General features: G+C 65.9%; 20 protein-coding genes. 9 read left to right on the top strand and 11 right to left on the bottom strand.

Translation table 11 applies throughout. From position 1 onward, the window contains the following. Nucleotides 1–94 precede the first annotated feature (94 nt). Entirely contained in the window at nucleotides 95–3,721 is a 3,627-nt protein-coding gene (locus tag AC5RVB_RS12710) for a S8 family peptidase (RefSeq protein WP_494142860.1), read from the bottom strand. Nucleotides 3,722–4,083: 362 nt separating this feature from the next. Here AC5RVB_RS12710 and AC5RVB_RS12705 point away from each other — a divergent pair, with 362 nt between their 5' ends. Next, complete coding sequence (locus AC5RVB_RS12705) at nucleotides 4,084–4,854, top strand: Ltp family lipoprotein (protein ID WP_227904893.1); 771 nt, start codon at nucleotides 4,084–4,086, stop codon at nucleotides 4,852–4,854. Nucleotides 4,855–4,946: 92 nt separating this feature from the next. Here AC5RVB_RS12705 and thiD read toward each other — a convergent pair whose 3' ends face one another. Next, nucleotides 4,947–5,792 (bottom strand): bifunctional hydroxymethylpyrimidine kinase/phosphomethylpyrimidine kinase, encoded by an 846-nt coding sequence (gene thiD, locus AC5RVB_RS12700; protein ID WP_227904895.1) that lies wholly within the window; start codon nucleotides 5,790–5,792, stop codon nucleotides 4,947–4,949. Nucleotides 5,793–5,907: 115 nt separating this feature from the next. Continuing rightward, the gene (locus tag AC5RVB_RS12695; protein ID WP_227904897.1) at nucleotides 5,908–6,561 is read right to left on the bottom strand and encodes a TetR/AcrR family transcriptional regulator; all 654 of its coding nucleotides are present in this window, start codon (nucleotides 6,559–6,561) and stop codon (nucleotides 5,908–5,910) included. Between the two features lie 213 nt (nucleotides 6,562–6,774). Here AC5RVB_RS12695 and AC5RVB_RS12690 point away from each other — a divergent pair, with 213 nt between their 5' ends. The 3 genes from AC5RVB_RS12690 to AC5RVB_RS12680 all read left to right on the top strand — a co-directional run bounded on the left by AC5RVB_RS12690 (nucleotide 6,775) and on the right by AC5RVB_RS12680 (nucleotide 8,120). Next, nucleotides 6,775–7,512 carry a queuosine precursor transporter gene (locus AC5RVB_RS12690; protein WP_227904899.1) on the top strand — a complete coding sequence of 246 codons (738 nt, stop codon included), beginning with the start codon at nucleotides 6,775–6,777 and terminating at the stop codon, nucleotides 7,510–7,512. A 114-nt stretch (nucleotides 7,513–7,626) separates the two neighbouring features. Next, the gene (locus AC5RVB_RS12685) at nucleotides 7,627–7,845 is read left to right on the top strand and encodes a hypothetical protein (protein ID WP_227904902.1); all 219 of its coding nucleotides are present in this window, start codon (nucleotides 7,627–7,629) and stop codon (nucleotides 7,843–7,845) included. Between the two features lie 44 nt (nucleotides 7,846–7,889). Continuing rightward, nucleotides 7,890–8,120, top strand: coding sequence for a hypothetical protein (locus AC5RVB_RS12680; protein WP_227904904.1), 231 nt, complete (start codon nucleotides 7,890–7,892; stop codon nucleotides 8,118–8,120). A 45-nt stretch (nucleotides 8,121–8,165) separates the two neighbouring features. On the opposite strand, the gene tgt is transcribed toward AC5RVB_RS12680, so the two are convergent. Beyond that, nucleotides 8,166–9,440, bottom strand: coding sequence for a tRNA guanosine(34) transglycosylase Tgt (tgt, locus tag AC5RVB_RS12675; RefSeq protein WP_227904907.1), 1,275 nt, complete (start codon nucleotides 9,438–9,440; stop codon nucleotides 8,166–8,168). 186 nt (nucleotides 9,441–9,626) lie between these two features. On the opposite strand from tgt, the gene AC5RVB_RS12670 reads away from it, so the two are divergent. Further along, nucleotides 9,627–10,664, top strand: a complete 1,038-nt coding sequence (locus AC5RVB_RS12670) for an FUSC family protein (RefSeq protein ID WP_494142859.1) — start codon at nucleotides 9,627–9,629, stop codon at nucleotides 10,662–10,664. Here the strand turns inward: AC5RVB_RS12670 and AC5RVB_RS12665 are convergent. After that, the gene (locus AC5RVB_RS12665; RefSeq protein WP_494142858.1) at nucleotides 10,661–11,527 is read right to left on the bottom strand and encodes a DUF6707 family protein; all 867 of its coding nucleotides are present in this window, start codon (nucleotides 11,525–11,527) and stop codon (nucleotides 10,661–10,663) included. The genes AC5RVB_RS12670 and AC5RVB_RS12665 overlap by 4 nt on opposite strands. Nucleotides 11,528–11,595: 68 nt before the next feature. Continuing rightward, nucleotides 11,596–12,135 carry an NUDIX hydrolase family protein gene (locus AC5RVB_RS12660; RefSeq protein ID WP_227904911.1) on the bottom strand — a complete coding sequence of 180 codons (540 nt, stop codon included), beginning with the start codon at nucleotides 12,133–12,135 and terminating at the stop codon, nucleotides 11,596–11,598. A gap of 126 nt (nucleotides 12,136–12,261) precedes the next feature. On the opposite strand from AC5RVB_RS12660, the gene AC5RVB_RS12655 reads away from it, so the two are divergent. Both AC5RVB_RS12655 and AC5RVB_RS12650 read left to right on the top strand, forming a co-directional pair. Continuing rightward, nucleotides 12,262–12,888, top strand: coding sequence for a YdeI/OmpD-associated family protein (locus AC5RVB_RS12655; protein ID WP_227929340.1), 627 nt, complete (start codon nucleotides 12,262–12,264; stop codon nucleotides 12,886–12,888). 21 nt (nucleotides 12,889–12,909) lie between these two features. Further along, nucleotides 12,910–13,782, top strand: coding sequence for a class II glutamine amidotransferase (locus tag AC5RVB_RS12650; protein ID WP_494142857.1), 873 nt, complete (start codon nucleotides 12,910–12,912; stop codon nucleotides 13,780–13,782). Nucleotides 13,783–13,816: 34 nt separating this feature from the next. Here the strand turns inward: AC5RVB_RS12650 and AC5RVB_RS12645 are convergent, their stop codons facing one another. Then, nucleotides 13,817–14,947: a glycoside hydrolase family 76 protein gene (locus tag AC5RVB_RS12645; RefSeq protein ID WP_494142856.1), complete on the bottom strand. Its 1,131-nt coding sequence runs from the start codon at nucleotides 14,945–14,947 to the stop codon at nucleotides 13,817–13,819. Between the two features lie 141 nt (nucleotides 14,948–15,088). On the opposite strand from AC5RVB_RS12645, the gene AC5RVB_RS12640 reads away from it, so the two are divergent. Both AC5RVB_RS12640 and AC5RVB_RS12635 read left to right on the top strand, forming a co-directional pair. Continuing rightward, the gene (locus tag AC5RVB_RS12640; RefSeq protein ID WP_227904920.1) at nucleotides 15,089–15,862 is read left to right on the top strand and encodes an SDR family NAD(P)-dependent oxidoreductase; all 774 of its coding nucleotides are present in this window, start codon (nucleotides 15,089–15,091) and stop codon (nucleotides 15,860–15,862) included. 5 nt (nucleotides 15,863–15,867) lie between these two features. After that, nucleotides 15,868–17,064, top strand: coding sequence for an acyl-CoA dehydrogenase family protein (locus AC5RVB_RS12635; protein WP_494142855.1), 1,197 nt, complete (start codon nucleotides 15,868–15,870; stop codon nucleotides 17,062–17,064). A gap of 211 nt (nucleotides 17,065–17,275) precedes the next feature. Here the strand turns inward: AC5RVB_RS12635 and AC5RVB_RS12630 are convergent, their stop codons facing one another. The 4 genes from AC5RVB_RS12630 to AC5RVB_RS12615 are packed head-to-tail and all read right to left on the bottom strand — an operon-like array spanning nucleotide 17,276 to nucleotide 22,621. Next, nucleotides 17,276–19,174 carry an IucA/IucC family protein gene (locus tag AC5RVB_RS12630; protein WP_494142854.1) on the bottom strand — a complete coding sequence of 633 codons (1,899 nt, stop codon included), beginning with the start codon at nucleotides 19,172–19,174 and terminating at the stop codon, nucleotides 17,276–17,278. After that, nucleotides 19,171–19,707 carry a GNAT family N-acetyltransferase gene (locus AC5RVB_RS12625; protein ID WP_494142853.1) on the bottom strand — a complete coding sequence of 179 codons (537 nt, stop codon included), beginning with the start codon at nucleotides 19,705–19,707 and terminating at the stop codon, nucleotides 19,171–19,173. The genes AC5RVB_RS12630 and AC5RVB_RS12625 overlap by 4 nt, the downstream gene beginning before the upstream one ends. After that, nucleotides 19,704–21,080 carry a lysine N(6)-hydroxylase/L-ornithine N(5)-oxygenase family protein gene (locus tag AC5RVB_RS12620; protein WP_494142852.1) on the bottom strand — a complete coding sequence of 459 codons (1,377 nt, stop codon included), beginning with the start codon at nucleotides 21,078–21,080 and terminating at the stop codon, nucleotides 19,704–19,706. The genes AC5RVB_RS12625 and AC5RVB_RS12620 overlap by 4 nt, the downstream gene beginning before the upstream one ends. Next, nucleotides 21,077–22,621 carry a pyridoxal phosphate-dependent decarboxylase family protein gene (locus tag AC5RVB_RS12615; RefSeq protein ID WP_494142868.1) on the bottom strand — a complete coding sequence of 515 codons (1,545 nt, stop codon included), beginning with the start codon at nucleotides 22,619–22,621 and terminating at the stop codon, nucleotides 21,077–21,079. The genes AC5RVB_RS12620 and AC5RVB_RS12615 overlap by 4 nt, the downstream gene beginning before the upstream one ends. Between the last annotated feature and the right edge of the window lie 310 nt (nucleotides 22,622–22,931).

The following is a 22,931-nucleotide window of genomic DNA, read 5'->3' as shown; positions in this document are numbered from 1 at the left end:
AAACAAAAAACGGCGGGTCCCGGATTTCTCCGGGACCCGCCGCTTTTGCCTAGCCGGGGGCTACCTGCTGCACTCGGCTACGTACTGCACTTAGCTACCTGCTGCACTTCACAGCGCCGTAGGCGGCCGTGTACTCGGCCTTCTCAGCCTTCCCCTTACCGAGGAACTTGTAGGAAGCCGTTACCTCGCCGGCGGTGACGGAGAGCTGGCGCGTCTTGATGACCGCGGTGCCGGTCTCGCCCGGCTCCAGCTTCATGACCTTGGCCTTGCCGTACGGGCTGTTGAGGTCAACGTCCGCGCGGCGGTCGCCGTTGTTCTGCACGGTCACAGTGATTTCGGCCTTGAAGGCGTTGCACTTGCTGACCGCGCTTACCGGGTTGACCACCTTGGCCGGAACGTTGATCGGCAGGACTTCCGCCCGGCCGCCGTCGCCGTTGGTGCCGCTGAGATCGCCGGTGGCGTTGTGCAGGTGCAGGAACAGTGCCTTGGCGTCGGTGGTGCCGGCGCTGCGGGTCACGTCCAGCTTGCCGCCGTCGACGTCGGCGAACAGGGCATCCGCGGTGGCGCCCTTGAACGTCAGTGCCGGGTTGGCGGCGTCGAAGGGAATGTACTCCGTGGCGTCAACCGGGACGCTGTTGCCCTGGTCATCCACGTTGTAGGGGCTCCACGTGGTGACACGGTACTGCAGCGGTGCGGACGCCGCATTGACGTCCAGGCCCAGCGCCAAGGCGGAAACCGGAAGGGTCACCGCGTTGGTGTCGAACGTGTTGCTGTCCGTGTCGCCGAGGACGCCGTTGGCACCCGTCTGGTCCACCAGTTCGGCACTGCCGTCCGGGTTCAGCCGGTAGGTGGAGATCAGGACCAGGTCCAGGTCATCGGCGCGGGTGGTGAAGGCGACGTAGTCCGGAACGGAGTCCCCGTTGGTGTCAATTTCCACGTCGATTTCATTCGAAGCACCCAGGATCGCCCAGTTGCCCCACGTGCTGACACCGAAGTTCACCACGGCATCCTGCGGGTCTTCGCCGGCGGACTTGAGCGTCGGGATGTTGGAGGAAGCACCCACGGACTGCACATCCATGGCGTACATCGAATCCATCTTCACGGTCTCGAGGCGGGGGCTCTCGGCGCCCAGTACCAGAGGCGCCACCATGGAGAGGTAGCGTGAAGCGCCCTCGCCCTGGTTCAGGTCCCGTCCCTGCAAGGTGACGGTGCTGGTGAGGGTATCCGCGTCAGCGAAGGGGATCTCCGTGCCGGCGCTCATGTCCGAGGTCGGCTTGGGAGCCGAGTAGACCGGAACGCGCAGGGTGGGAGTTCCCTTGCCTTCCAGCTGTACGCGGCCGGAAACGTCGGAAAGGAACTGGCGTGACAGGCCGAGTTGCTCGAGGGCGGCAGCGGAGTCAGCCGTCTTGGTCAGTGCCGATGGATCGGAGATGCTCAGCGTGACATCCACGGTCGCCTTGCCATTGGCAGGCACGTTGACCGAGGGGGTGGTGCTGATGTCGACGCCGGGCATGGTCGTTGCGCCCAGGTAGCTCACGGTGTAGTTCTGCGGGCGGTCGGACTTGTTCTCCACGGTGACCTGCTTGGTGAGCACCAGAGCTTCCTTGCCCAGTTCCAGGACACCGAAGTTCACGCTGGTCAGTGCCTGGTCATCCGTAGCGTAGGCCAGCGTCTTGTTGTTCAGGGCGTCCAAAGTGTCCACCCGGCCGGAACCGACGCGGTTGGGGCCCTGTACGGCTCCGTCCGCGGTCAGCAGGTCATGGGTGGCGGTGTTCATGATGGCGGACTTGACCTCGTAGGCGTTCAGATCCGTGGCGGCGTAAACCAAGGCGGCAATGCCGGCCACATGCGGAGTGGCCATGGACGTGCCGCTCTTGACCGATGCACCGTCTCCGGAGCCGACTGCCACCGAACCGATGGAGGAACCGGGGGCAGCGACGTCGGGCTTCACAATGCCGTTGGAGCCATGGACTCCGCGGGAGGTGAACGGGCTGACGGTGTCGCCCTCGCCTGAAGGGGCACCTGCGGTGGCCATGTAGGACGGGGACAGCTTCAGTGTCAGGGTTCCGGCCACGGCGGCCGGCCGCAGGCGGTCCGAGGATTCGGCGTTGAGCTGGATGCCGGGGATGGTGGCGTTTCCGCCGATGCCGGACTCAAAAACCGAACGGGGGGAATCCAGCACAACGCCGGTGGCGCCGGCGTTCTGGGCGTTGTTGAAACGCACGGTTGAGCCGCAGGGGAAGGCACCGTTCTCTTCCCACTGGATCCAGACCCACTTGCCCGCCAGCGAACCTGCGGGGTACGGGTTGCAGCCGAAGGCATTGTTCGCGGGAGCCGCGACCACGTCGCCGGTGAGTTGTTCTTCGGTGACGGCCGGATCGGAGTAGTTGAAGTTGGCGGAGTACTGTCCGGCTACGGGGCCGGCGAGTTCCTCGGGCGCCAGGACATCGGCGCGGTCCAGGGTGACCTGGCTGCCGATGGTGCTGGCAACGGTCAGGGCCGAGCGTGCGTTGCCCGGTGAGCCGCCGATGTCGTACACGTCGCCGGCGTTGCCGGAAGCGACCACGGACAGGATGCCCTGCTGGGTCAGCTTGTCCACAATGTCGTTTTCGGGATCATCCACCGGGGAGTAATCGGAGCCCAGGGACATGTTGACCACCTGGGCGCGGTCCGAGAAGTCGCCGTCGCCGTTGGGGTCCAGGACGTAGTCCAGTGCCTGGCCGACCACCTCGGAGGAACCGGCGCAGCCGAAGACGCGGATGCTGACCAGCTGTGCCTTGGGAGCGGAGCCGGGGCCGATCCGCATGCCGTTGACCTGCTCGGCCGTGAGGGTCGAGTAGTCGCCGCGGTAGGTGGTGCCGTCGTCGTTGGTGCCGTAGCCCGCCGCTGTGCCCGCCACATGGCTGCCGTGCCCGCCGCAGTCGAGCGGGTTCAGGTCCGGGCGCGGAACAGGCTGGTACGTGGGGGAGGAGGGGTCGGCGTCGTAGTCGTCGCCCACCAGATCGTATCCGCCAATAAACTTGGCCGGATCCACCAGACCGGTGTCCGCGGCGGGAATGGTGGGGGAAGCCTGGGCGGCCGCGTAGGCCTCCAAAGTTCCGGGCCCGCCGAAGTCGCTGTGGGTGTAGTCAATGCCGGTGTCCAGGACAGCGATGGTGATGCCTTCGCCGGTCTGCTTCCGTTCCACCCAGGTGTTCAGTGCGCGGGTGTCAATATCCGCGCCCTTGTTCCCGATGGTCTTCGGGACAATCTTGGTGATCCGGGCGACGTCGTCGCGGGAGGCGAGGGCACGGATGGCCTCGGCATCGCCGATAATCGCGGTTCCCGGAAGGGTGTTGGTGGTGGTGTAGAGGGTGCTGGCGTCGGCCTCGGCGGCTACGGATTCAGCCTGGGAGGCGATGTTGCTGCGGATTTCTTCGACCAGCGGTTTGTTGACCACCGGATCGGCCTTGCCCTCCTTCACTTCCTCGGGCTGCGTCTGTTCAAAGGCGCCTTCGCCGGTGAACTGGACATAGACCGAAACCGTGCCGGAGGCGTCCCGCAAACTGGGGGCGACCTTCAGGGCTTCGAACTGCTCAACCGAGATTCCTCCGGTGAGCCCGTTGGCGTCAGTGGTGGTCTCGGTGGCCTGGGCCGGTAGGCCCAGGGCCGCGGTGAGTGCTACCCCGGCGAAGGCGGCAGTGAGCACCGCGCCGGGTTTGTGATGAATGGACAATCTCATTGCGCTCCTTGAACATTCCACCGAGCGCTACCGGGACGTCCAGGGACTGTTTCCGGCTGCTGACACACTGCGGCAGGTTTTCCGTTGTGCCCCCAACCCCCGTCGAGGAGTGTCAGCGTGCACGTGACGGCCCCCAAAAACCAAGCCGTAGGGACACAATAGAGGAGCATTCCAATGCTGCAAAGGTTCGCATTAATAGGCGTGAATTAGTTGCCCTAACCTTGTTTTTGGAGGGACTTGACTGTATTTTCTCCACCGCGCCGGAGGAATCCGCAGATTGTCGGGATTCGGACGCGGGCTGCGGCATTATGGTTTCGACCGTACGAAATACGAGCCGCATTATTGGAAGGCGACATCCTGCTATGAGCACTACCGCTGCGACCGATTACAAGAGTGCGACGATCACCGGAAAGTCCTTTGTCGTCACTTGGCTCCTCTCGCTTTTCCTTGGTGGTCTGGGCATTGACCGCTTTTATCTGGGCAAGATCGGCACCGGCGTCCTGAAACTCCTGACTGGTGGCGGCTTCGGTATCTGGGCGCTTGTTGACCTGATCATCACCCTGACGGGTAACCAGAAGGACAAGCAGGGCCGCCCGCTGGAGGGTTACAAGCAGAACAGGAAGACGGCGTGGATTGTTACCGCCATTGTCTGGGTTCTCAACGTGATCCTCTCGGTGGTGATGGTTTTCACCCTGACGACGGTTGTCGTCGCGGCTGTCGAGGAAAACGAGGCGGCAGCCGAAACCAACAACACGATGCCGGCCCCGACCTACTCCGCACCGGCCCAGGCCGCTCCCCCTGCTCCTGCTGCTCCTGCCGTCCCGAAGAGTGATGACAGGGCCCAGGCCCTGAGCAGTGCCCAGTTCTTCAGCGATGACATGCATATGAGCAAGGCCGCCATCTTCGACCAACTCGGCTCGGAATACGGCAAGTACACCCCGGAGGCTGCGCAGTACGCCGTCGACAACATCACCGCCGACTACAAGACCAATGCACTGGAATACGCGAAGATTCTCCAGGAAGAACTGTCCCTGCCCACCGAGGAACTGAGGGAACAGCTGGCGTCCACTTCCCAGTACGGCGCAAAGTTCACCCCCGAGGAAGCCGACTACGCCATTGAGAACCTGAAGTAGTCAGGGCCTGGAACAGGCTGCATACGCAAAAGGGACCTCCCCTGGCCGGGAGGTCCCTTTTGCGTATTTTTGCGGAGGGTAATGACTCGGAACTACAGAGCGGGACCCTGCCCGGCCTTGCCCTGCCACAGGGCATCAAACGGCGCATTCGAGGAGACCCGGTTGCGGATACCTTCGGTCACGAAGGCCTTGGCGGTCTTTGCCGCTTCCAGCGGGGTGGCGCCCTTGCCCAGTTCGGCGGTAATGGCGGCAGCGAGGGTGCAGCCGGCGCCGCTGACAGCTACATCGCCCACCTTGGGCGCGCGCAGCACCTCCATGGTTTCACCGTCGTAGAACACGTCGACGGCGTCGTCGCCTTCCATCCGCACACCGCCCTTGGCCAGCACTACGGCGCCGCTGGCCTCGTGGATGCGCCGGGCCGCTTCCTTCAGGTCCTCAACGGTCTCGATGGAATCCATGCCGGAAAGGGACATGGATTCGAAGTGGTTGGGGGTCACGAAGGTTGCCAGCGGAAGGATCTGGGCCTTGAGTGCCTGGTCCGTGTCCAGGGCCGCGCCGGGTTCCTGGCCCTTGCAGATGAGAACCGGGTCCAGCACCAGGTTTTTCCAGTCCTGGGCCTGCAGTGCCTTGGCAACGACGTCGATGGTTGCCGGGGTGCCGAGCATGCCGATTTTGACGGTATCCAGGTCATAGGCCGTAGTAATGGCCTCGAGCTGGTCCGCGATGACCTGCGGATCCACCGGCACGAAGCGGTGGTTCCAGGAGTCCTTCGGGTCGAAGGACACAATGCAGGTCAGGGCCGTGATCCCGTAAACGCCCAGTTCCTGGAACGTCTTCAGATCGGCCTGGGCACCGGCACCGCCGGTGGCCTCGGAACCGGCAATGGTCAGCGTGACGGCCGGAGCTGTGGCCGCGGAAGAGTGTGTGTTTGCAGACATGGGTCCATCTTCCACCCAAAACGGGAGAAGCTGCCACCCGTCCGCTATGCGCTGACGGCACGCCGCCGGCGCGTGCCGTGACGGCACACCTGCCGCTGCCGCCGCCGTCGTTCGGTTACGGATCCCGGCGGATGCCGCGCAGCAGCGAGACCACGTCCTCCACGATGTTCCGGACCACGGGAAGCCGGGACAGGATAACGAGTTTGGCGATCAGCGGGGCAAGGTTCGCAGCCAGCCGGTGGGAGCGCCGCTGCCCGGGGGAATGGTCATAGACCCAGAACAGGCTGATGCCCATGTGGACAAGCCAGAGGAGTTCAGGCAGGTCATCGCGGATGGCCAGCGGCGGCTGCGGCCGGGCGCTGGTAACCGCCTGGCGGAAAAGGGCAATGGACTTCCCGCGTCCGACGGCGGCGTCGGCCTGGCGGTTCGGTGCCATGGCATCGCGCAGGAAGTGTGCCCCGAAGGCGTGGTAAGGCTCAAGGGTGGTCAGCCAGGTGCCCAGGATGACCGCGAGGTTCTCGCCGAGGTTCTGTCCCTCGCGGATCAGCGGCAGGGCCAGGGACCGGTGCTCATCCTGCAGTGAGCGGTACAGCTCGTGGATGAGGTCATCCTTGGAACGGAAATAGTAGTAGGCGTTGCCCACGGAGACGCCCGCCTCCAATGCGATGGTGCGCATGGTGGTTTTTTCGTAGCCCTGGCGAGTGAACAGGTGCAGCGCGGTATCGATGAGGAGCCGGCGCGTCTGTTCGCTCTTGACGGTGACGGCCAATGATGCTCCCTTATGCAGTATTTCCAGCGTTCAGTAGACCACAGTTTTGAACACGTTCAAAAAGCGGTACCGGATGGGGAAATATACGCCGGAGCGGACGGGCGGCCGGACATGGCAGAATGGATGCGGCCCTGCGGGGCTGCCCGGGGCAGCGGGCACAGTGCTAATACAGCCGGCGGACGCCAGGCGAACCACTACCGAAACGGAAATGCCATGACTGCACAGCCACGGGCAGCTGCAAAAACCCCTGCAATCTACGCCTCCCGCGGGAGCTCCCAGTATGACCTGATCCTCACGCTGATGTGCGTGGTGATTGTCATTTCCAACATCGGCGCCAGCAAGGGCGTGCACTTTGACCTGCCGGGCGGTTTGGAGATTGTCACCGACGGCGGGTTCTTCCTGTTCCCGCTGGCGTACATCCTCGGCGACGTGGTGTCCGAGGTGTACGGCTTTAAGGCTGCCCGCCGTGCGATCTTCACCGGATTCGGCATGGCGCTGCTCGCCGTCGTCAGTTTCGCGATCATCATTGCGCTGCCCGGTTTCGATGATGCCTACGGGCAGGAAAAGCAGGCCGCGCTGGAGGTGGCGCTGGGCCCGGTCTGGCAGATAGTGCTGGCCAGCCTGCTCGGGTTCCTTGCGGGCCAGCTGCTGAACTCGCTGGTGCTGGTGCGGATGAAGGAACGGTTCCGGGAAAAAGCCCTGGCCGGACGGCTGATGGCCTCCACCGGTGTGGGGGAGTTCGCGGACACCCTGATTTTCTGCGCCGTGGCGGCACCGGTGATCGGGATTACCGACGCCGCCGGGTTCCTGAACTACGTGATCTTCGGATTCCTTTACAAAACCCTGGTCGAGTTCCTGTTTGTGCCCGTCACCGCCGCCGTCATCAAGGTCATCAAGCGGCGTGAACCAACGTACGCCGCCCCTGAGCTGGAGCCCGCGGCCGGGCGCTAGGCTCCGAATACGGCTCTCCCGGGGCCTGCCCTGCCGGGGAGAAATCCGTCCCGTGATGTGCAAGGGTAGGGGAACGCACGCGTTTACCTTCACCGATACGGCGGGAGCAAAAGCATGAGCAACGGCATGAACACTGAAGAACCGGTTTCCAACCCCGGCGCCAAGGCAGCAGATGAAAACCTGGCAGGCACCCGGGATGAATTCAACGACGAGGTCACGAAGGCACTGATCGAGGAATCCCGCGAGGATTCCAGCCCCGGTGATACCGAGCGTGATTCCCAATCCGCCCTCGAAGAGGACGAAGACACCCTGGCAAAGCCGGACAATTCATAACCGCCTCATGCCCGGCTTTTTCGAATAATCCACAGGAGGACACAGTGCCCCAGGACAAAGATTTCGAACACAACGAGACCAAGGCTGAGGAACAGCTGCAGATAGTTGATCCGCCGGTTCCCGGACAGGACGAGGACGCAGAAAGCGGCCAGCAGCAGGCAGGCCACGCGGACGGTTCCCCGACGGGCGGCGCGGAGGATCCAGGCGCTGAACGGCAGAACCCGACGGATGAGCCGGACCAGGACAACGAGCCGCTGCCCCGGGCCTGGAACTAGCCTGCCGGGTAAACCCCGGTGCCAGGTGCTGCAGCGGCAGGGAACCTACGTGCCGCTGTAGTACTTGCCCAGGACCTCGGCCTTGAAGTCGAAGAACGTCCCGTCCTCAATGGACAGCCGGGCATCGTCCACCAGCTTCACGGTGAAGCGCTCATTGTGGATGGAGATCAGCGTGTGGGAGACCATCTCGTTGGCCTTGAACAGGTGCTGGATGTACGCCCGGGTGTAGTGGGTGCAGGTGTAGCAGTCGCAGCCGTCCACCAGCGGACCGAAGTCCTTCTTGTACTTCGCGTTGGAGAGGTTCTTGCGCCCGTACGGGGTGTAGAAGGCAGAGTTGCGGGCCACCCGGGTGGGGGAGACACAGTCAAAGGTATCGGCGCCGTTCTCGATGGCGGTGAAGATGTCATCCGGCTCGGAGATGCCCAGCAGGTGGCGGGGCTTGTTCTCCGGCAGCTCTTCCGTGCACCAGCGGACAATGGTGCCGAGGTTTTCCTTCTCGAAGGCACCGCCCAGGCCGAAGCCGTCAAAGTCCATGGCACCCAGATCGCGGGCAGCCTTGCGCCGCAGATCCTCATACTGGGCGCCCTGCAGGACCCCGAACAGGGCCTGGTAGGGCTTGCCGACGCGTTCCTCGGTGAGCCGAGCGTGTTCGGCCAGGCACCGCAGCGCCCACAGCCGGGTCCGCTCCAGGGACATTTCCTGGTAGCCGCGCGAGTTCATCAGCGTGGTCAGCTCATCAAAGGCGAACATGATGTCCGCACCGATTTTGTGCTGCACCTGCATCGAAATCTCGGGGCTGAACCGGTGCTTATCCCCGTTCAGGTGCGACTTGAACCAGACGCCGTCGTCGTCAATATGCGCGAGCCGTTCCTTGCCGGGCGCGACGTCGTCGTCCGCACCGGTGGCATGCGTGGTGCCGTCGGCGTTCATATTGATGACCTTCTTGAACCCGGCGCCCAGGCTCATGACCTGGAAACCGCCCGAATCGGTGAAGGTGGGGCCGGACCAGTTCATGAACTTCCCCAGGCCGCCGGCCTCGTCCAGGATGTCCGGGCCGGGCTGCAGGTACAGGTGGTAGGCGTTGGCCAGCACCGCCTGGGCCCCCAGGTCCGCCACGGACTCCGGCAGGACGGCCTTCACCGTGGCTTTGGTACCCACGGCAATAAACGCCGGCGTCTTGATCTCGCCATGCGGGGTGGAGATGGTGCCGGTCCGGCCCTGGAAGCCGCCTCCGTTCGCCTCTACGCGGGCATCTGCCGCTGCCGGAGCGGTTTCGCGCAGGCGCTTACCGAGGGTGAAGGAGAAGGCTGAGGAAGACACCCTTCCATTTTGCCCTACCCCCGGGGCGCCGAGTGCCGCAGCCCGGGGCTGGGAGGTTCACCACATTTATTCAGGCCTGCCATAAGGCGGCGATACGTTGGACGGCGGAAGTAAAACTCCACAGAGACCAGGGCCCGTCACGGATAACCCCGACGCCGAACAACAGGAAAGGCAGCAGCTACAGCTTTGACGCACCTGCAGGAGATGTTCAGGATGGGGCCGGCACACAACGATCACCACGCGGCGGTCCGCTGTGCCGTCGGCATTGGCCTGCCGCTGCTCCTGGTGCTGTTCCTGGGGCGGATAGACCTGGCCATCTTTGCAAGCTTCGGTGCGTTCACCGGGATCTACGGGCGGAACGAACCGCACCGCCAGCGCCTGGGCCATCAGGGCCGGGCCGGCGCCCTGATGCTGGCGGTCATCCTGGCGGCTGCACTGTGCGCACGCCTGGACCTGGATGCCTGGGGCACCGTGGTGGGCACTACCCTCGTTGCCGGGCTGGGAACCGTGGCCACCGGTTTCTGGCGGCTGCGGCCGGCGGGATCGCTGTTCCATATCTTCGCCTTTGCAGCCATCTCCTCCGTGCCCAACCAGCCGCCGGTCTGGCAGGGCATGCTCACCGCAGTGCTGACCGTGTCCTTTTCCATCCTGGTTGGCCAGTCCGGGATGTTCCTGAAAAAGTACCGGACCGCCTGGGACAAACCCGCACGGCCGCGGTTCTCCGCTGCCCAGCGGCGGTTCATCTATCTTGACGGGCTGCAGTATGCCGTGGCCGCCTCGCTGGCCGGCTCCATTGCCACCCTGCTGGGGATCGGCCACAACTACTGGGCCATGGTCGCGGCCACCGTTCCGCTGGTGGGCCAGACCGTACGGCACCGGGTCTACCGGGGCCTGCAGCGCATCCTGGGGACGTTCGGCGGCCTGCTGCTGACCGCACTGATCCTGCTGCCCGGACTGGAACCGTGGCAGATGGTCCTGGTTATCGCGGCCTGCCAGTTCGGCGCGGAAATGTTCATCGCCCGCCAATACGCCCTGGCCCAGGTGGTGGTGACGCCGCTGGCCCTGGTCAGCACCGAGCTGGCCCACCCGAGCAATCCGATGCACCTGCTGCAGGACCGCGGCATTGAAACACTGATCGGCGCCGCCGTCGGCATGGCCGTTGTGCTGGCCATGCACCTGCGCCGGAAACACCTGCGCCGCGGTGCGCCGGGGCCGCTGAACTAGCCCCGGACGGCGATCAGTTCGGTACGGATCCGGCGCTCGAGTTCGGCGTCGGAAAGGGTCTGCGACCCGCCGTGGGCACGCAGGTACAGCAGCGAGTTCAGGCGCAGGATCCGCCATTCCCGCTCACTGTCCGCGTTGCCGGCCTCGGCCGCCCGGTGGATCTCCCGGTCATACAGGTTCGGCTCGTTCAGCTGCCGCTGCAGCAGCTCGGCGGCCAGCTTGGCCTTCAGCGGATCCGTTTCGGAGGCGTCCGCCGCGCGGACCGCCTGGCTGTAGGCGGCGGCACTCTCGTCGTCGCCGGCCTCATGGGTGATGTGCGCAGCGAGCGCCAGAGTGCCCTGGATCCAGTTCCAGCGCCCGAAGTTCCCGTCGAAGGGCAGCCCGGTGATGATGTTGCAGACCTTCAGGGCGTTTTCCGCATCGCCGAGGTCCACAAACAGGAGATGCGCCAGATCACGCACGTCCTGCAGGTTGCTGCCGGACTTCACGTTCAGTCCGCGTTCCAGCCGGGAGGTGATCTCCTGTACTGCCGCATTCTCCGGATGGGCAGCCGCGGCAGTGGAGAGGATCTCCGCCGCGTTGTCCTCTTCGGACGGGATCCGGCGGACGGCGTCCGACGGCGAGCCCTCGGGTGCCGGAGCCAGCACCCGGACCGAGGAGGCGTACGCCAGGCGCACGCTTTCCCCGTCCTCAAGCTTCACGATGACCAGCGCCGGAGTGCCGAAGTCATCATCCTCCAGGCTGGTGCCCGCCACTGGAGCCAGCGGTGCGGCGGCGCCGTCGCCCGGGACCAGCTGCTGCCCGGGGGAAAGCAGCTCCGCATTGACCCGGAATGTATACGATTCCGGCTGGCTCTCAGACATGGCGATTCCTTCGTGGTTGGACCTCGGCTCCCCAAAGCCCCCATTATATAAAGCTCTGGTTACGCCGCTCAGCGGCCCCATCCGGCCGAGGCGAGGGCCTGACGGAGCAGGTCGCCGCGGCCGCCGGAGAACTCGGCATAGATTTCCGGACTCAGGGCTTCCTCCGGAGTGAGCCAGGACAGTTCCAGGGCATCCTGGCGCGGACTGCACTCACCGGTCACCGGAATCAGGTAGGCCAGGGCCACGGCATGTTGGCGTTCGTCCGTCAGCCCGCTTTGCGACGGCGACGGGAAGAACTCGGCGACGGCGAACGGCACCAGGGTGGGCGGCAGCTGCGGGAGGGCAAGCGGCCCAAGATCCTTTTCCAGGTGGCGCAGCAGGGCGCCCCGGATGGTCTCCCGGTACATCACGCGCCCGGACACGAAGGAACGCACCATCCGGCCTTCGGGCGTGGCCTGCAGCAGCAGCCCGACTTCCGTGACGTAGCCCAGCGGGTCGCAGCGGACCGGCACTGCTTCCACGTAAACCATGGGGAGCCGCTGCCTGGCTTCATAGAGGTCTTCCTCGGAGAGCCAGCCTGGATAGGGATCAGGAGTACGAACGTTCATAGGAGTGTTCTACCCCAAAGCCCCCGCACCCGTCATTCGGCACGCTGGGCTTCGGCCATCGGCTGAACCGGTGCGGAACCGCACCGGACGCTTCCCGCCCCCTCCGCCGGTGCCTAGACTTGGGCCATGACACGGGAGTTTCCCGAGCTCCTCCTGCCGGACGCGGGGGCATGGCGGCAGTGGCTGGAACACAGCTACGCACAGTCCCAGGGAGTGCGCCTGGTGCTGGGCCGCAAGGGCGGCAGCGTCACCAGCCTGACGTACCGCACTGCCTTGGACGAAGCCCTGTGCTTTGGCTGGATTGACGGGCAGGCGAACAAGCGGGACGAGGAAAGCTACCTGCAGCGTTTCCAGCCGCGCGGTCCGCGCAGCATCTGGTCGCTGCGCAACGTAGGGCATATTGCCCGGCTCGAAGCGGAAGGCAGGATGCATCCGGCCGGCCGGGATGCGGTGCTCAGTGCCAAGGTGGACGGGCGCTGGGATGCCGCGTACGCCGGGTCCGCGGCGGCTGAAATCCCCGATGACCTGCGCGCGGCCATCGCACAGGTCCCCGAGGCCCAGGCGATGTATGACGTCCTGACCGCGCAGAACCGGTATGCGCTGTACTTTCGGCTGAAAACCCTCAAAACGCAGGCCGCCCGCGAACGCCGGATTGCCGCCTTTGTGCAGATGCTGAGCGAACAGCGTGCCCCCTACCCGCAGAAACGAATGCCCGGGCCCTTGCCATCCGCTGACGGCCCGCGGGACGCTTAGGATCCAACCAGGAGGTCCACGATGTGCCGGCTCTTTGGGATGCACGCAGGGAAAACCCCCGTCCACGCGACCTTCTGGCTGCTGACGGCACCGGACAGCCTGTCCCGGCAAAGCCGCAAGGAAGCCGACGGGTTCGGGATAGGCACCTTTGCCCCGGACGGAACACCGGAAGTCGACAAGGCCCCGGTCGCCGCGTATGAGGACGTGAAATACGCGCAGGAAGCACGGGAGCTGGAAAGCACCACCTTCCTTGCCCACGTCCGCTACGCCAGCACCGGCGGAAACACCGCGGTGAACACCCACCCCTTTGTGCAGGACAACAGGCTGCTGGCACACAACGGGGTGGTGGAAGACCTGGATGTGCTGGATAACCGGCTGCGCCAGCTCGATGCCTATGACCTGGTGCGGGGCGAAACCGACAGCGAACGCGTGTTTGCCCTCATCACCGCCGAGGCAAGGAACAACGGCGGAAACGTGGGCGCGGCCATCGGCACGGCACTGACCTGGGTGGCCCGAAACCTCCGGCTTTACGCCGTGAACATCATCCTCACCACACCCACCGACGTCTGGGCCGTCCGCTACCCGGACACACACCCGCTGTACGTCCTGCAGGAGGCGCCGGAAGGCCCCCACAACGAAAAGCACAGCGAGCGGATCTCCCTCCACAGCGAGCAGATGGGCCGGGAGCAGCGGCCCGCGGTGCTGCTGGCGACGGAAAAGATGGATGCCAATCCCAACTGGCGGCTGCTGGATTCCGGGGAGCTGCTGCATGTGGACAGCAACCTGCAGGTGGACAGGAGCTTCCCGTTGCCGGAGCATCCGCAACACCTCATCACCCTGGCGGACCTGGACCCGACGGCCGCCGCGTCGCAGCATCCGCTAAAGGTCAGCTGAACCGCCGGGGATCCCTGGCCGGAACCGGCACGGGTTAGTCCGGGTCCGCGCCCGCCCGGTGCACGCGGGCGGCGGCCTCCAGGATCATCCAGGCCTGCAGCTGGGTGGAGAGCCCGACGGCGGAACCGCCCGGGTAGGCAGCCGCTGCCGGTTCCAGCGGGCGGATGCCGAACACCAGCCAGTCACCGCGTTTGCTCCGCCCGTCCCAGAGTGCCTGCGCGGTGGCATCCACCAGCGCGGCAGCCGTGCGGCGGTCCGATTCCGGCAGTGCGGGGGACACCGCCGCCTGCGCCAGGTACCGCGCCAGGATGCCGGTGAAGAGCCCGCCGTCACCGGTGCCGTGGGTGCGCAAAACCCGCACCCCGCCGTCGTTATCCGTCAGGTGCGCGGCCACGCCGTTCACCAGGTCCGTTGCCCGGGACAGGTTGGCGCTGCCGCCAAGCTCCAGCAGGGCACCGAGGACCGGGCCCTGGTTGTAGCTGAACACCCGGGATTCCAGCTGCGGATGCCCGCCCACCATCTTCACGCCGTCCATGTACAGGCCGGTCTGGGGATCTATCAGGGTGGCGTTGAGCCAGTCCACCAGTTCCTGCGCACGGTCCCGGGAACCGCTTCGGACAAAATGCAGGGCCGCCGGGCCGGTGGCCGGTGTGTTTTTGAACGTCCGGTCCCGGTTCCAGTACAACCCGCCGCCCAGTTCCGGCGTGTGCGCGGAGACCAGTGCGGCGTTCAGCGCCTGCAGGATTTTCCGGTAGGGCCGCTGCCGGTCCCGCGATCCGGAGAGCAGGTTCAGCCGGCCCACGGCCAGGGCGAGCCAGGCCATGTCGTCGTAGAAACGGTTGGTGTAGCGCATCCGGTTGCGCAGGCCGATGGTCCTGACCAGGGTCGCCGCCAGGTCCGCTGCGGACGGCAGATCCGGACCGCGGAACGGAGCGCCGGTGCGGCGCTCGCGGAGGGCGGCGTCCAGAAGGGCATCCACATAGTGCGCCTGCCACCAGTAGTGCCAGGGCTGGCGCAGCTGCTGCAGGCGGGACGCCGGCCGGCTGGTGGCGGCAAGATGGGTTCCCGGCAGCCCCGCGAGCTGGCGGCCAAAGGCGGCGCTCACGGCAGCGCCGGCCGCCTCGGCGCGGGCGTCGGCATCCATGTCCGGATCCTCGAAGAGCATGCGCCCACCCTAGACCAGCAGCCGGGGATGCGGCACCGGCCCGCGCACAGTAGGCTCGACCTGCCGGTGTGATCTGCGCGACAGTTCTCCGGCGGCCGGGGCAGGTACCCCGGTTCGAATTCGGTACTTCAGGAGGAATGCATGGACATCGCAGGTGCGTCGGCAATAGTGACCGGGGGAGCCTCCGGGCTCGGCCGGGCCACGGCACGGAAACTTTACGACGCCGGCGCCTCCGTGGTGGTGGTGGACCTGCCGCAGTCCGGCGGGCTCGCCTACACCGAAGAACTGGGCGACAACGCGCACTTTGTCCCCGGCGACGTCACCGATCCGGACCAGATGCAGGCCGCCGTGGAAGCCGCCATGGCCGCAGGGCCGCTCCGGGTGGCCGTGAACTGCGCCGGTATCGCCACCCCGGGGAAGGTCCTGGGCCGCGACGGTGTGCTGCCGCTGGAGGACTTCGCCCGGGTGGTCAGCGTCAACCTGATCGGCACGTTCAACGTGTCCCGGCTGGCCGCCGCGGCGATGGCCGAAACGGACCCGGTGACGGCCAACGGCACCGAGGAGCGCGGGGTCATCATCAACACCGCCTCCGTGGCGGCCTTTGACGGGCAGATCGGCCAGCCCGCCTACGCCGCGTCCAAGGGCGGCGTTGCCGCAATGACCCTGCCCATGGCCCGCGAACTGGCCCGGCACCTGATCCGGGTGGTCACCATTGCGCCGGGGATCTTCGAGACACCCATGATGGCCGGGCTGCCGCAGGCCGCCCAGGACTCGCTGGCCGCACAGGTTCCGCACCCCTCGCGGCTGGGCCGGGCCACGGAGTACGCCTCCCTGGCCGCGCACATCATCGAGAACCAGATGCTCAACGGTGAAACCATCCGGCTGGACGGCGCCATCCGGATGGGACCGCGCTGACCCTGATGACGCACGCCCCGCAACTGAACCTGCCCGACGCCGACTTTTACGGTTTCGAAGCTCTGCTGAGTGAAACCGAGCAGGAGAAACTGGCGCAACTGCGCCGCTTCCTCGCCGACGAAGTGCTCCCGTACGCCGACACCTGGTGGAACGAGGCCCGCTTCCCGGCGGAGCTGCTGCCGAAGCTGGCGGACCTGGGCCTGTCCACACCCGTACAGCAGGGTTACTCGCCGCTGTTCGCTGGACTGGTGATCGCGGAGATCACCCGTGCGGACACCTCCATTGCCACCTTCTTTATGGTCCACCATGACCTGTTTGTGGAGGCCCTGCATGCCTTCGGCTCCGAGGAGCAGAAGGACCGGCTGCTCGACGACGCACGGGCCCTGCGCATCACCGGCGCCTTCGCACTGACCGAGCCTGAGCACGGTTCCGACGTCGCCGGCGGGATGGCCACCACCGCGGTGCGGGACGGGGACACCTGGATCCTCAACGGCACCAAACGCTGGATTGGCAACGGGACCTTCTGCGACTACATGGTCCTGTGGGCGAAGGAGCCTGGAACCGGCCGGACCCGCGGGTTCCTGCTGAACGCCAACCTGCCCGGCGTCACCCGGACCCGGATCGAAAACAAGACCGCACTGCGCACCGTGCAGAACGCGGACATTGTCCTGACCGATGTCCGCGTACCCGAAGCGGACCTGCTCGCCGGCGTGGACAGCTTCGATGACACCAAGCAGCTGCTGCGCGGCTCACGGATCATGGTGGGCTGGCAGGCAGTGGGCGCGCAGATGGCCGCGTTCGACGTTGCCCGGGACTACGCCGTCGGGCGCCTGCAGTTCGGCCACCCGCTCGCCTCCTTCCAGCTCATCCAGCAGCAGCTGGTCCAGATGCTGGGCAACACGGTGGCCAGCACCGGAATGCTGGCACGGGTCACGGAACTGGAACACGGCGGCTACGTAGCGCGCAGCGGTTCACCCGGCGAGATGGCCCGGGCTGCACTGGCCAAGTCCTACGCCACTGCACGGATGCGCGAAAGCGTGGCGATAGGCCGCAGCCTGCTGGGCGGGAACGGGATAGTCACGGATTACCGGATGGCCCGGATCTTCGCCGACGCGGAGGCGATCTACACCTACGAGGGCACCTACGAAATCAACAGCCTGATTGTCGGGCGGGACATTACCGGGGTTTCCGCGCTGCGGTAGTGCTCTGTCCCGTCCCGGCGCCTGCGGGGGCCTGGAACGGCGGCAACGAAATTCCGCGCTCGCAGAGCTCGCGGGAATATTAAAGCCACCTTCCTCCAGGCCCCCTTCGGCGCCGCATTCGCTGCAAGTATGGGAGAAAGCGACCGGTTTGGGAAACCCCTGCCACTTCGCAGCGGAGGGATTTCCCAAACCGGCAGCAGACAGGGGCGGGCTAGTGCCCGCTCGACGCCGGACGGAACCCGGCCAGCGGGTTGGGGATGCGCCCGGAGAACTGGAGGCCGCCGGACGGATCGCTAAGGTCCAGCATCTGCTGGTTGTTGCGCAGCTGCAGGCGGTTCAGGCAGGAGAGGACGAAATCCTCCGCAAAGAGATCCGATGCCGCAAAATCATCGGCGAATTCGGGATGGGCGTCCTGGTACTGCGCCACGGTCTCGGCCACCTCTGCCCAGAAGTCCTGCTGGTCCAGGATGCCGTCCTCATGCAGGAGGGCGGACAGGAAGCGGAAGAAGCAGTCGAAGACATCAGTGAAGAGGGAGAGGACCTTTTCCTCCGCCGGGATCTGCACGCGGACACGGGATACCTCTTCGGGCAGTTCCACTTTCTCGCCCATCACCACAATCTCTTCGGCAATGTCCTTCATAAAGACCCGCTGCGGCACGCCGCCGCGCAGCACCAGGATCAGGTTTTCTCCGTGCGGCATAAAGGCCAGGTCATAGGCGTAAAAGCAGTGCAGCAGCGGCACCAGATAGGCCTCCAGGTACCGGCGGAGCCACTGCCGGGCGGGCAGACCGGACCGGCTGATGAGCGCCGAGGCAAACGGCGTCCCGGCCGCGTCCGTGTGCAGCAGGGAGGCCATGGTGGCCAGCTGCTCGCCGTCGTCGAGCTGGTCCAGCGGGCTTTCCCGCCATAGTGCCGCCAGCATTTTCCGGTACGGGGAGCCCTTGGGCGCCGCGGCGTCGTAGTAGCGGTTGGTGTATCCGATGGCGGCCACCTCGCGCAGGATCCGGAAGTCCGCCGCCTGGAGGGCGGGATCCGCAGAGACCAGGCCGTGCAGCCAGTCATTGATCGCCGGGGTAGCCACCATGTACTCGGGGGAGAGGCCGCGCATAAAGCCCATGTTCACCACGGACAGTGCGGTCTTTACGTAGCAGCGGGACGGCTTGGACCGGTTGAAGAAGGTACGGATGGACTGCTGGGCCTGATAGGTGTCCTCGCCGGTGCCCAGATGGACAATGTGCCGGTTGGCGACGTCGGCGGCGAAGGTGACGCTGAGCTTGTTCCGCCACTGCCAGGGGTGGACGGGCAGATAGTAGTAGCCGGCCGGGTCCAGGCCGGCGGCGGCGAGGGCCGACTCAAAGGCCGCGAGTGTGGCGGCGCCGAGTTCCTTGTGCAGATGCCGCCTGTAATCCATCCCGGCCACCGCAGTGAACCGGGTCCGGTCCGCCCGTACCGCGATCCACTCCAGCCGGATAGGCGCGCCCGCTTCCGGGGCGTAGGCCAGGTAATCACCGGATCCGAACCCCAGCCGCCCGTTGTTGGCCACAAAGCAGGGATGCCCCTCGGTCATGGAACGCTCCACGGCCTGGAAATCCGCTGCCGGATCCGCGCCGCCGGTAAGACCGGCTGCCAGCAGCCCGGAGTCCGGAGCATCGGGGGCATCCTTGAACGCGGCGGAGGCGAGCGTGGAGGAAATCTCCTCCAGGTACACGGGCAGCATCTGCTCATTGATGCCCAGCGTGCCGGCGAATTCGGTGATGAAATCCAAGGCGTCCAGGGCAGCGCCGGCCCCGTCCAGGGTGCGTTCGATGCTCTCGGCGGCGACATTCCAGTGCTGCAGCGCAAGCACGGTTGCCCGGAACCGGTATACGGCACGGCCGTCATCCGACGTCAGCCGGAACATGCCGTCCCGGCCGGTTTCTTCCAACGGCTGCAGGATGCGCTCGTGGGAGAACTCGGCAATCGCCTTGCGAACCAGATGCCGGTTGGCGCGGTTCCAGCGCTCGGGCGTGAGGTGTGCGGTGGTGCCGGGTGAGGTGGTGCCGGGTGAGGTGGTTTCCGGGCCAGGGGCCGGGGCAACGGGTGTGGCAGCGGGGGCGGCTGTGCGTGTCACGGGGTAACTCCTTTGAGCGCAGCGGCGAAGCCGGCGCGGGTGCAGAAACTGAGGCTGGCGGTTTTGTCCGGCAGTTCGATGAGCCGGTCCGGGACAAATCCGAAGCGGGCATTCAGGGCGGCGATCTTGGTGTTGCGGACATCCGGCTCCACGACAATCCGGTCCACGGCGGGATCGCCGAAGAGGAACTCCAGCACGGCGCGGAACACAGCGGATGTGAAGCCCGGCTGCGGTGCATCCGGCGGCCCCACCAGCAGATGCATTCCCAGATCGCCCTTCTCCACCGGATAGGTTCCGGCCAGCGGGGAATGCGCCGGGGCGTAGCTTTCCGCCAGGAACGCCGGGGTGCCGTCCTCCCCGCGGCCCAGCCAGGCATGGTGGTGCGGGTTGGCGGCAATGCCGGTGTATTCGCGTTCGACGTCGGTCACAGAGGCATTGAGCATGCCCCAGAACCTTGCGTAGTCCCGGGTCATCCAGCTGTGCAGTAGCGGGGCGTCGGCGGCGGGGTCCACGGGAATGAAGCTGAAGTTCATGCGCGGGCCTCCGACTGCTCGGCAGGTTCGTCTTGGACCGGCACCGCGGTGTTTTGCGGGGCGCCGAACTCCTGGAAGGTGATGGAGGTTTCCACGGGGTAGACCTCCCGGCCCAGCACGGCGCGGATAATCGCGGAGTTGCGGTAGGCGGCCATCCCCAGGTCCGGGGTGACAAAACCGTGGGTGTGCAGTTCGGCGTTCTGCACGAAAATTTCGCCCGGTTCGGTGCCGATTCCGTACCAGCGGTCGACGTCGAAGCGTCCCGCGGCGTCACGGCGGATCCGCTGTGCGATGCCTGTCAGGAACTCCGGTTCCCGGTAGGTGTAGCCGGTGGCCAGGACCACGGCGTCACTTTGCAGGCTGAACGGGCGGTCCTGCTCGGTGTGGTGCAGCTCCAGCGTGGATGCTCCCGTCGCGGGGTTGACTGTTGCCCCGCGCAGCTCCAGGTGGGTGAGCAGCCGGGTCCGGGGTTCCGCGCGCAGGCTCTTGGCATACAGGGTGTCGTAAATGGTGTTGATCAGATCGGAATCGATGCCCTTGTACAGGTTCTTCTGCTGCGCGATGAGCCGGTCGCGGGACGCCCCGGGCAGGGCATGGAAGTAGTCGACATAGTCCGGCGAAGTCATTTCCAAGGTGAGCTTGGTGTACTCCAGCGGGAAGAACCGGCCGGACCGGGTGACCCAGTTCAGCTCATACCCGTGGCCGTCCATCTCCTCCAGCAGGTCCAGGTACAGCTCGGCGGCGCTTTGGCCGGACCCGACAATGGTGATGGATCGCTTCTGCTGCAGCTCCTGTTTGCGTGCCAGGTAGTCACTGTTGTGCAGCACGGTGGCGCCGGTCTGCCGCAGGGATTGCGCGGCGGGCGGCAGGTAGGGCCGGGTCCCGGTGCCCAGCACCAGCCGCCGGGTCCGGTACCTCCGGATGCCTGCCGCGCTCTGAGCGGTCACCTCGTACACGGATTCGCCGCCGTCGGACAGGTGCACGATGCCGGTGACCCGGTGCCCGAACCGGACGCCGGGGAGCTGATCGGCTACCCAGCGGCAGTACGCGTTGAACTCAGCCCGCAGCGGATAGAAGTTCTCCCGGATGTAGAACCGGTACAGCCGGTTGGTCTGCTTGAGGAAGTTCAGGAAGGAATAGCGCGAGCACGGATCGGCCAGCGTCACCAGATCGGCCATAAACGGCACCTGCAGGTGCGCGGACTCGAGCATCATGCCCGGGTGCCAGTCAAAGCCGCTGCTGCTGTCCAGGAACAGGGTGTTCAGTTCCGGCAGGGGATCAGTGAGTGCGGCCAGACCCAGGTTGAAGGGCCCGACGCCGATGCCCAGCAGGTCATAGAGCGGTTCGGTTGCAGCGGCTTCCGCGGCGCTCATGCTGCGGCTCCGGCGAGGTAGTCGGCTCCGGCACGGCGAATGAGCGCGAGGATCTGGCGCACGTCCTCCAGCGTGGTGTCCGCGTTGAGCAGGGTGAACTTCAGGAAGTGCCGTCCGGCCACAGTGGTGCCGGCCACGAGCGCCTTGCCCGAAGCGGAGAGGGCCCGCCGGATGTGCAGGTTCAGCGCGTCGGACGTCTCCTCATCGGCCTTCCGCCCGTCCCGGCCGGCCGGCCGGTACCGGAAGACCAGTGTGCTCAGCTGGACAGGTGCTGCGGTGTCGAAGTCCGGGTCGGCTTCCACCAGCTCCCCGGTGGCGGCTGCCAGATCGATGGCCGCGTCGAGAAGTGCGCCCACGCCGTCGGCCCCCATGATCCGCAGGGTGAGCCAGAGCTTCAGTGCATCAAACCGGCGGGTGGTCTGGATGCTCTTGTCCACCTGGTTGGGGATGGCGTCCCGGGCGGCGCTTTCGGGATTGAGGTAGTCGGCGTAGTAGGTCACGTGCCCGAGCATCGCGGCCTCGCGGACCAGCAGGGCGCTGGAGCTGACCGGCTGGAAAAACGTCTTGTGGAAATCCACCGTGACTGAGTCTGCGGCGCCGATGCCGTCGAGCAGGTGGCGGTGGCGCCGGGAGGTGATCAGCCCGCCACCGTAGGCTGCGTCCACGTGCAGCCATGCGCCGTGCTCCTCGGCCAGCCGGGCGGTCTGAAGCAGGGGATCGATGCTGCCGAAATCCGTGGTCCCGGCGGTGGCGACCACCGCCATGGCGCGTTCGCCCCGTGCAGCGCTCGCGGACATGGCTGCCTCGAGGGCCTGCATGTCCATGCGGCGGTTGGCGTCGCACGGAACCGGAATGACGGCGTCGTACCCCAGGCCCAGCATCGATGCGGATTTGCGGATGCTGAAGTGGCTGGCTTCCGAGGCGAAGATACGCAGCCCGCCAAGCAGCTCGGGCAGCCGCCGCCCTTTATGGCCGGGGTCCGTGCGCAGCGCTGCCACCGCGCGGTTCCGTGCGATCAGCAGTGCCTGCTGGTTGGAGGCGCTGCCCCCGCTGGTGAACACGCCGTCGGCCTGCGGTCCGAGTCCGAGCCGGTCTGCGGTCCAGCGGATCAGCCGCTGTTCAATCAGGGTTGCGCCGGCGCTCTGGTCCCAGGTGTCCATGGAGGAGTTCACCGCTGAAAGGATCGCCTCGCCTACCAGGGCAGGGATAACCACGGGGCAGTTCAGGTGCGCGGCATATTTGGGGTGGTGGAAGTACACGGCATCGCGCAGGTACACCGATTCCAGCTCGGCGAGGGCCGCGGCGGTGTCCGGCAGCGGGGTGTCCAGATCCACGCCGGCCACGACCGGGGCCAGATCTGCCGGCGCAATGCCGCTGAACGGGCCGGCAGCGGTTTCGACTTTTGCCGCGACTGCATCGATGGCCAGACGCATACCGGCGGCATAGCGGGCGCTGTTGCCGGCATTGAACAAATGCCCGCCTGCGAAGGCCTCGTCAACGTGGAAACGGATGTCGCCGGACGGGCCGGCGTGATGCAGCAAGGACACTGCGGACTCCCTTGAAAGTGCATTTCGGAAAGGTAACGAAGAAACAGTGGACCACTCGGGCGAATTACGTCAATATTTCATGACGTAATTCAGAAAAGCCCGGGAAACCGGGATGGAATGGAGGTCATAGTTGTCCCAATCCCGGGTTGCACGGGCATAATGACGCGCGCGGAACCGGCCTGCAGATGCAGTGAACAGCAGGGTGTACCCGGCGGTTCGCATCCCCTGCGGGTGGCACCGGCCCGGATGAATCAGTAGGCTTACTAAATGGGCCGCACGGGTTGCGGTCCGGTTTCCCGGACGT

Source organism: Arthrobacter sp. Y3225209, from assembly GCF_059090685.1.
Note: the sequence above shows the minus strand (reverse complement) of the source record. Positions and strands in the feature narration are given on the sequence as shown.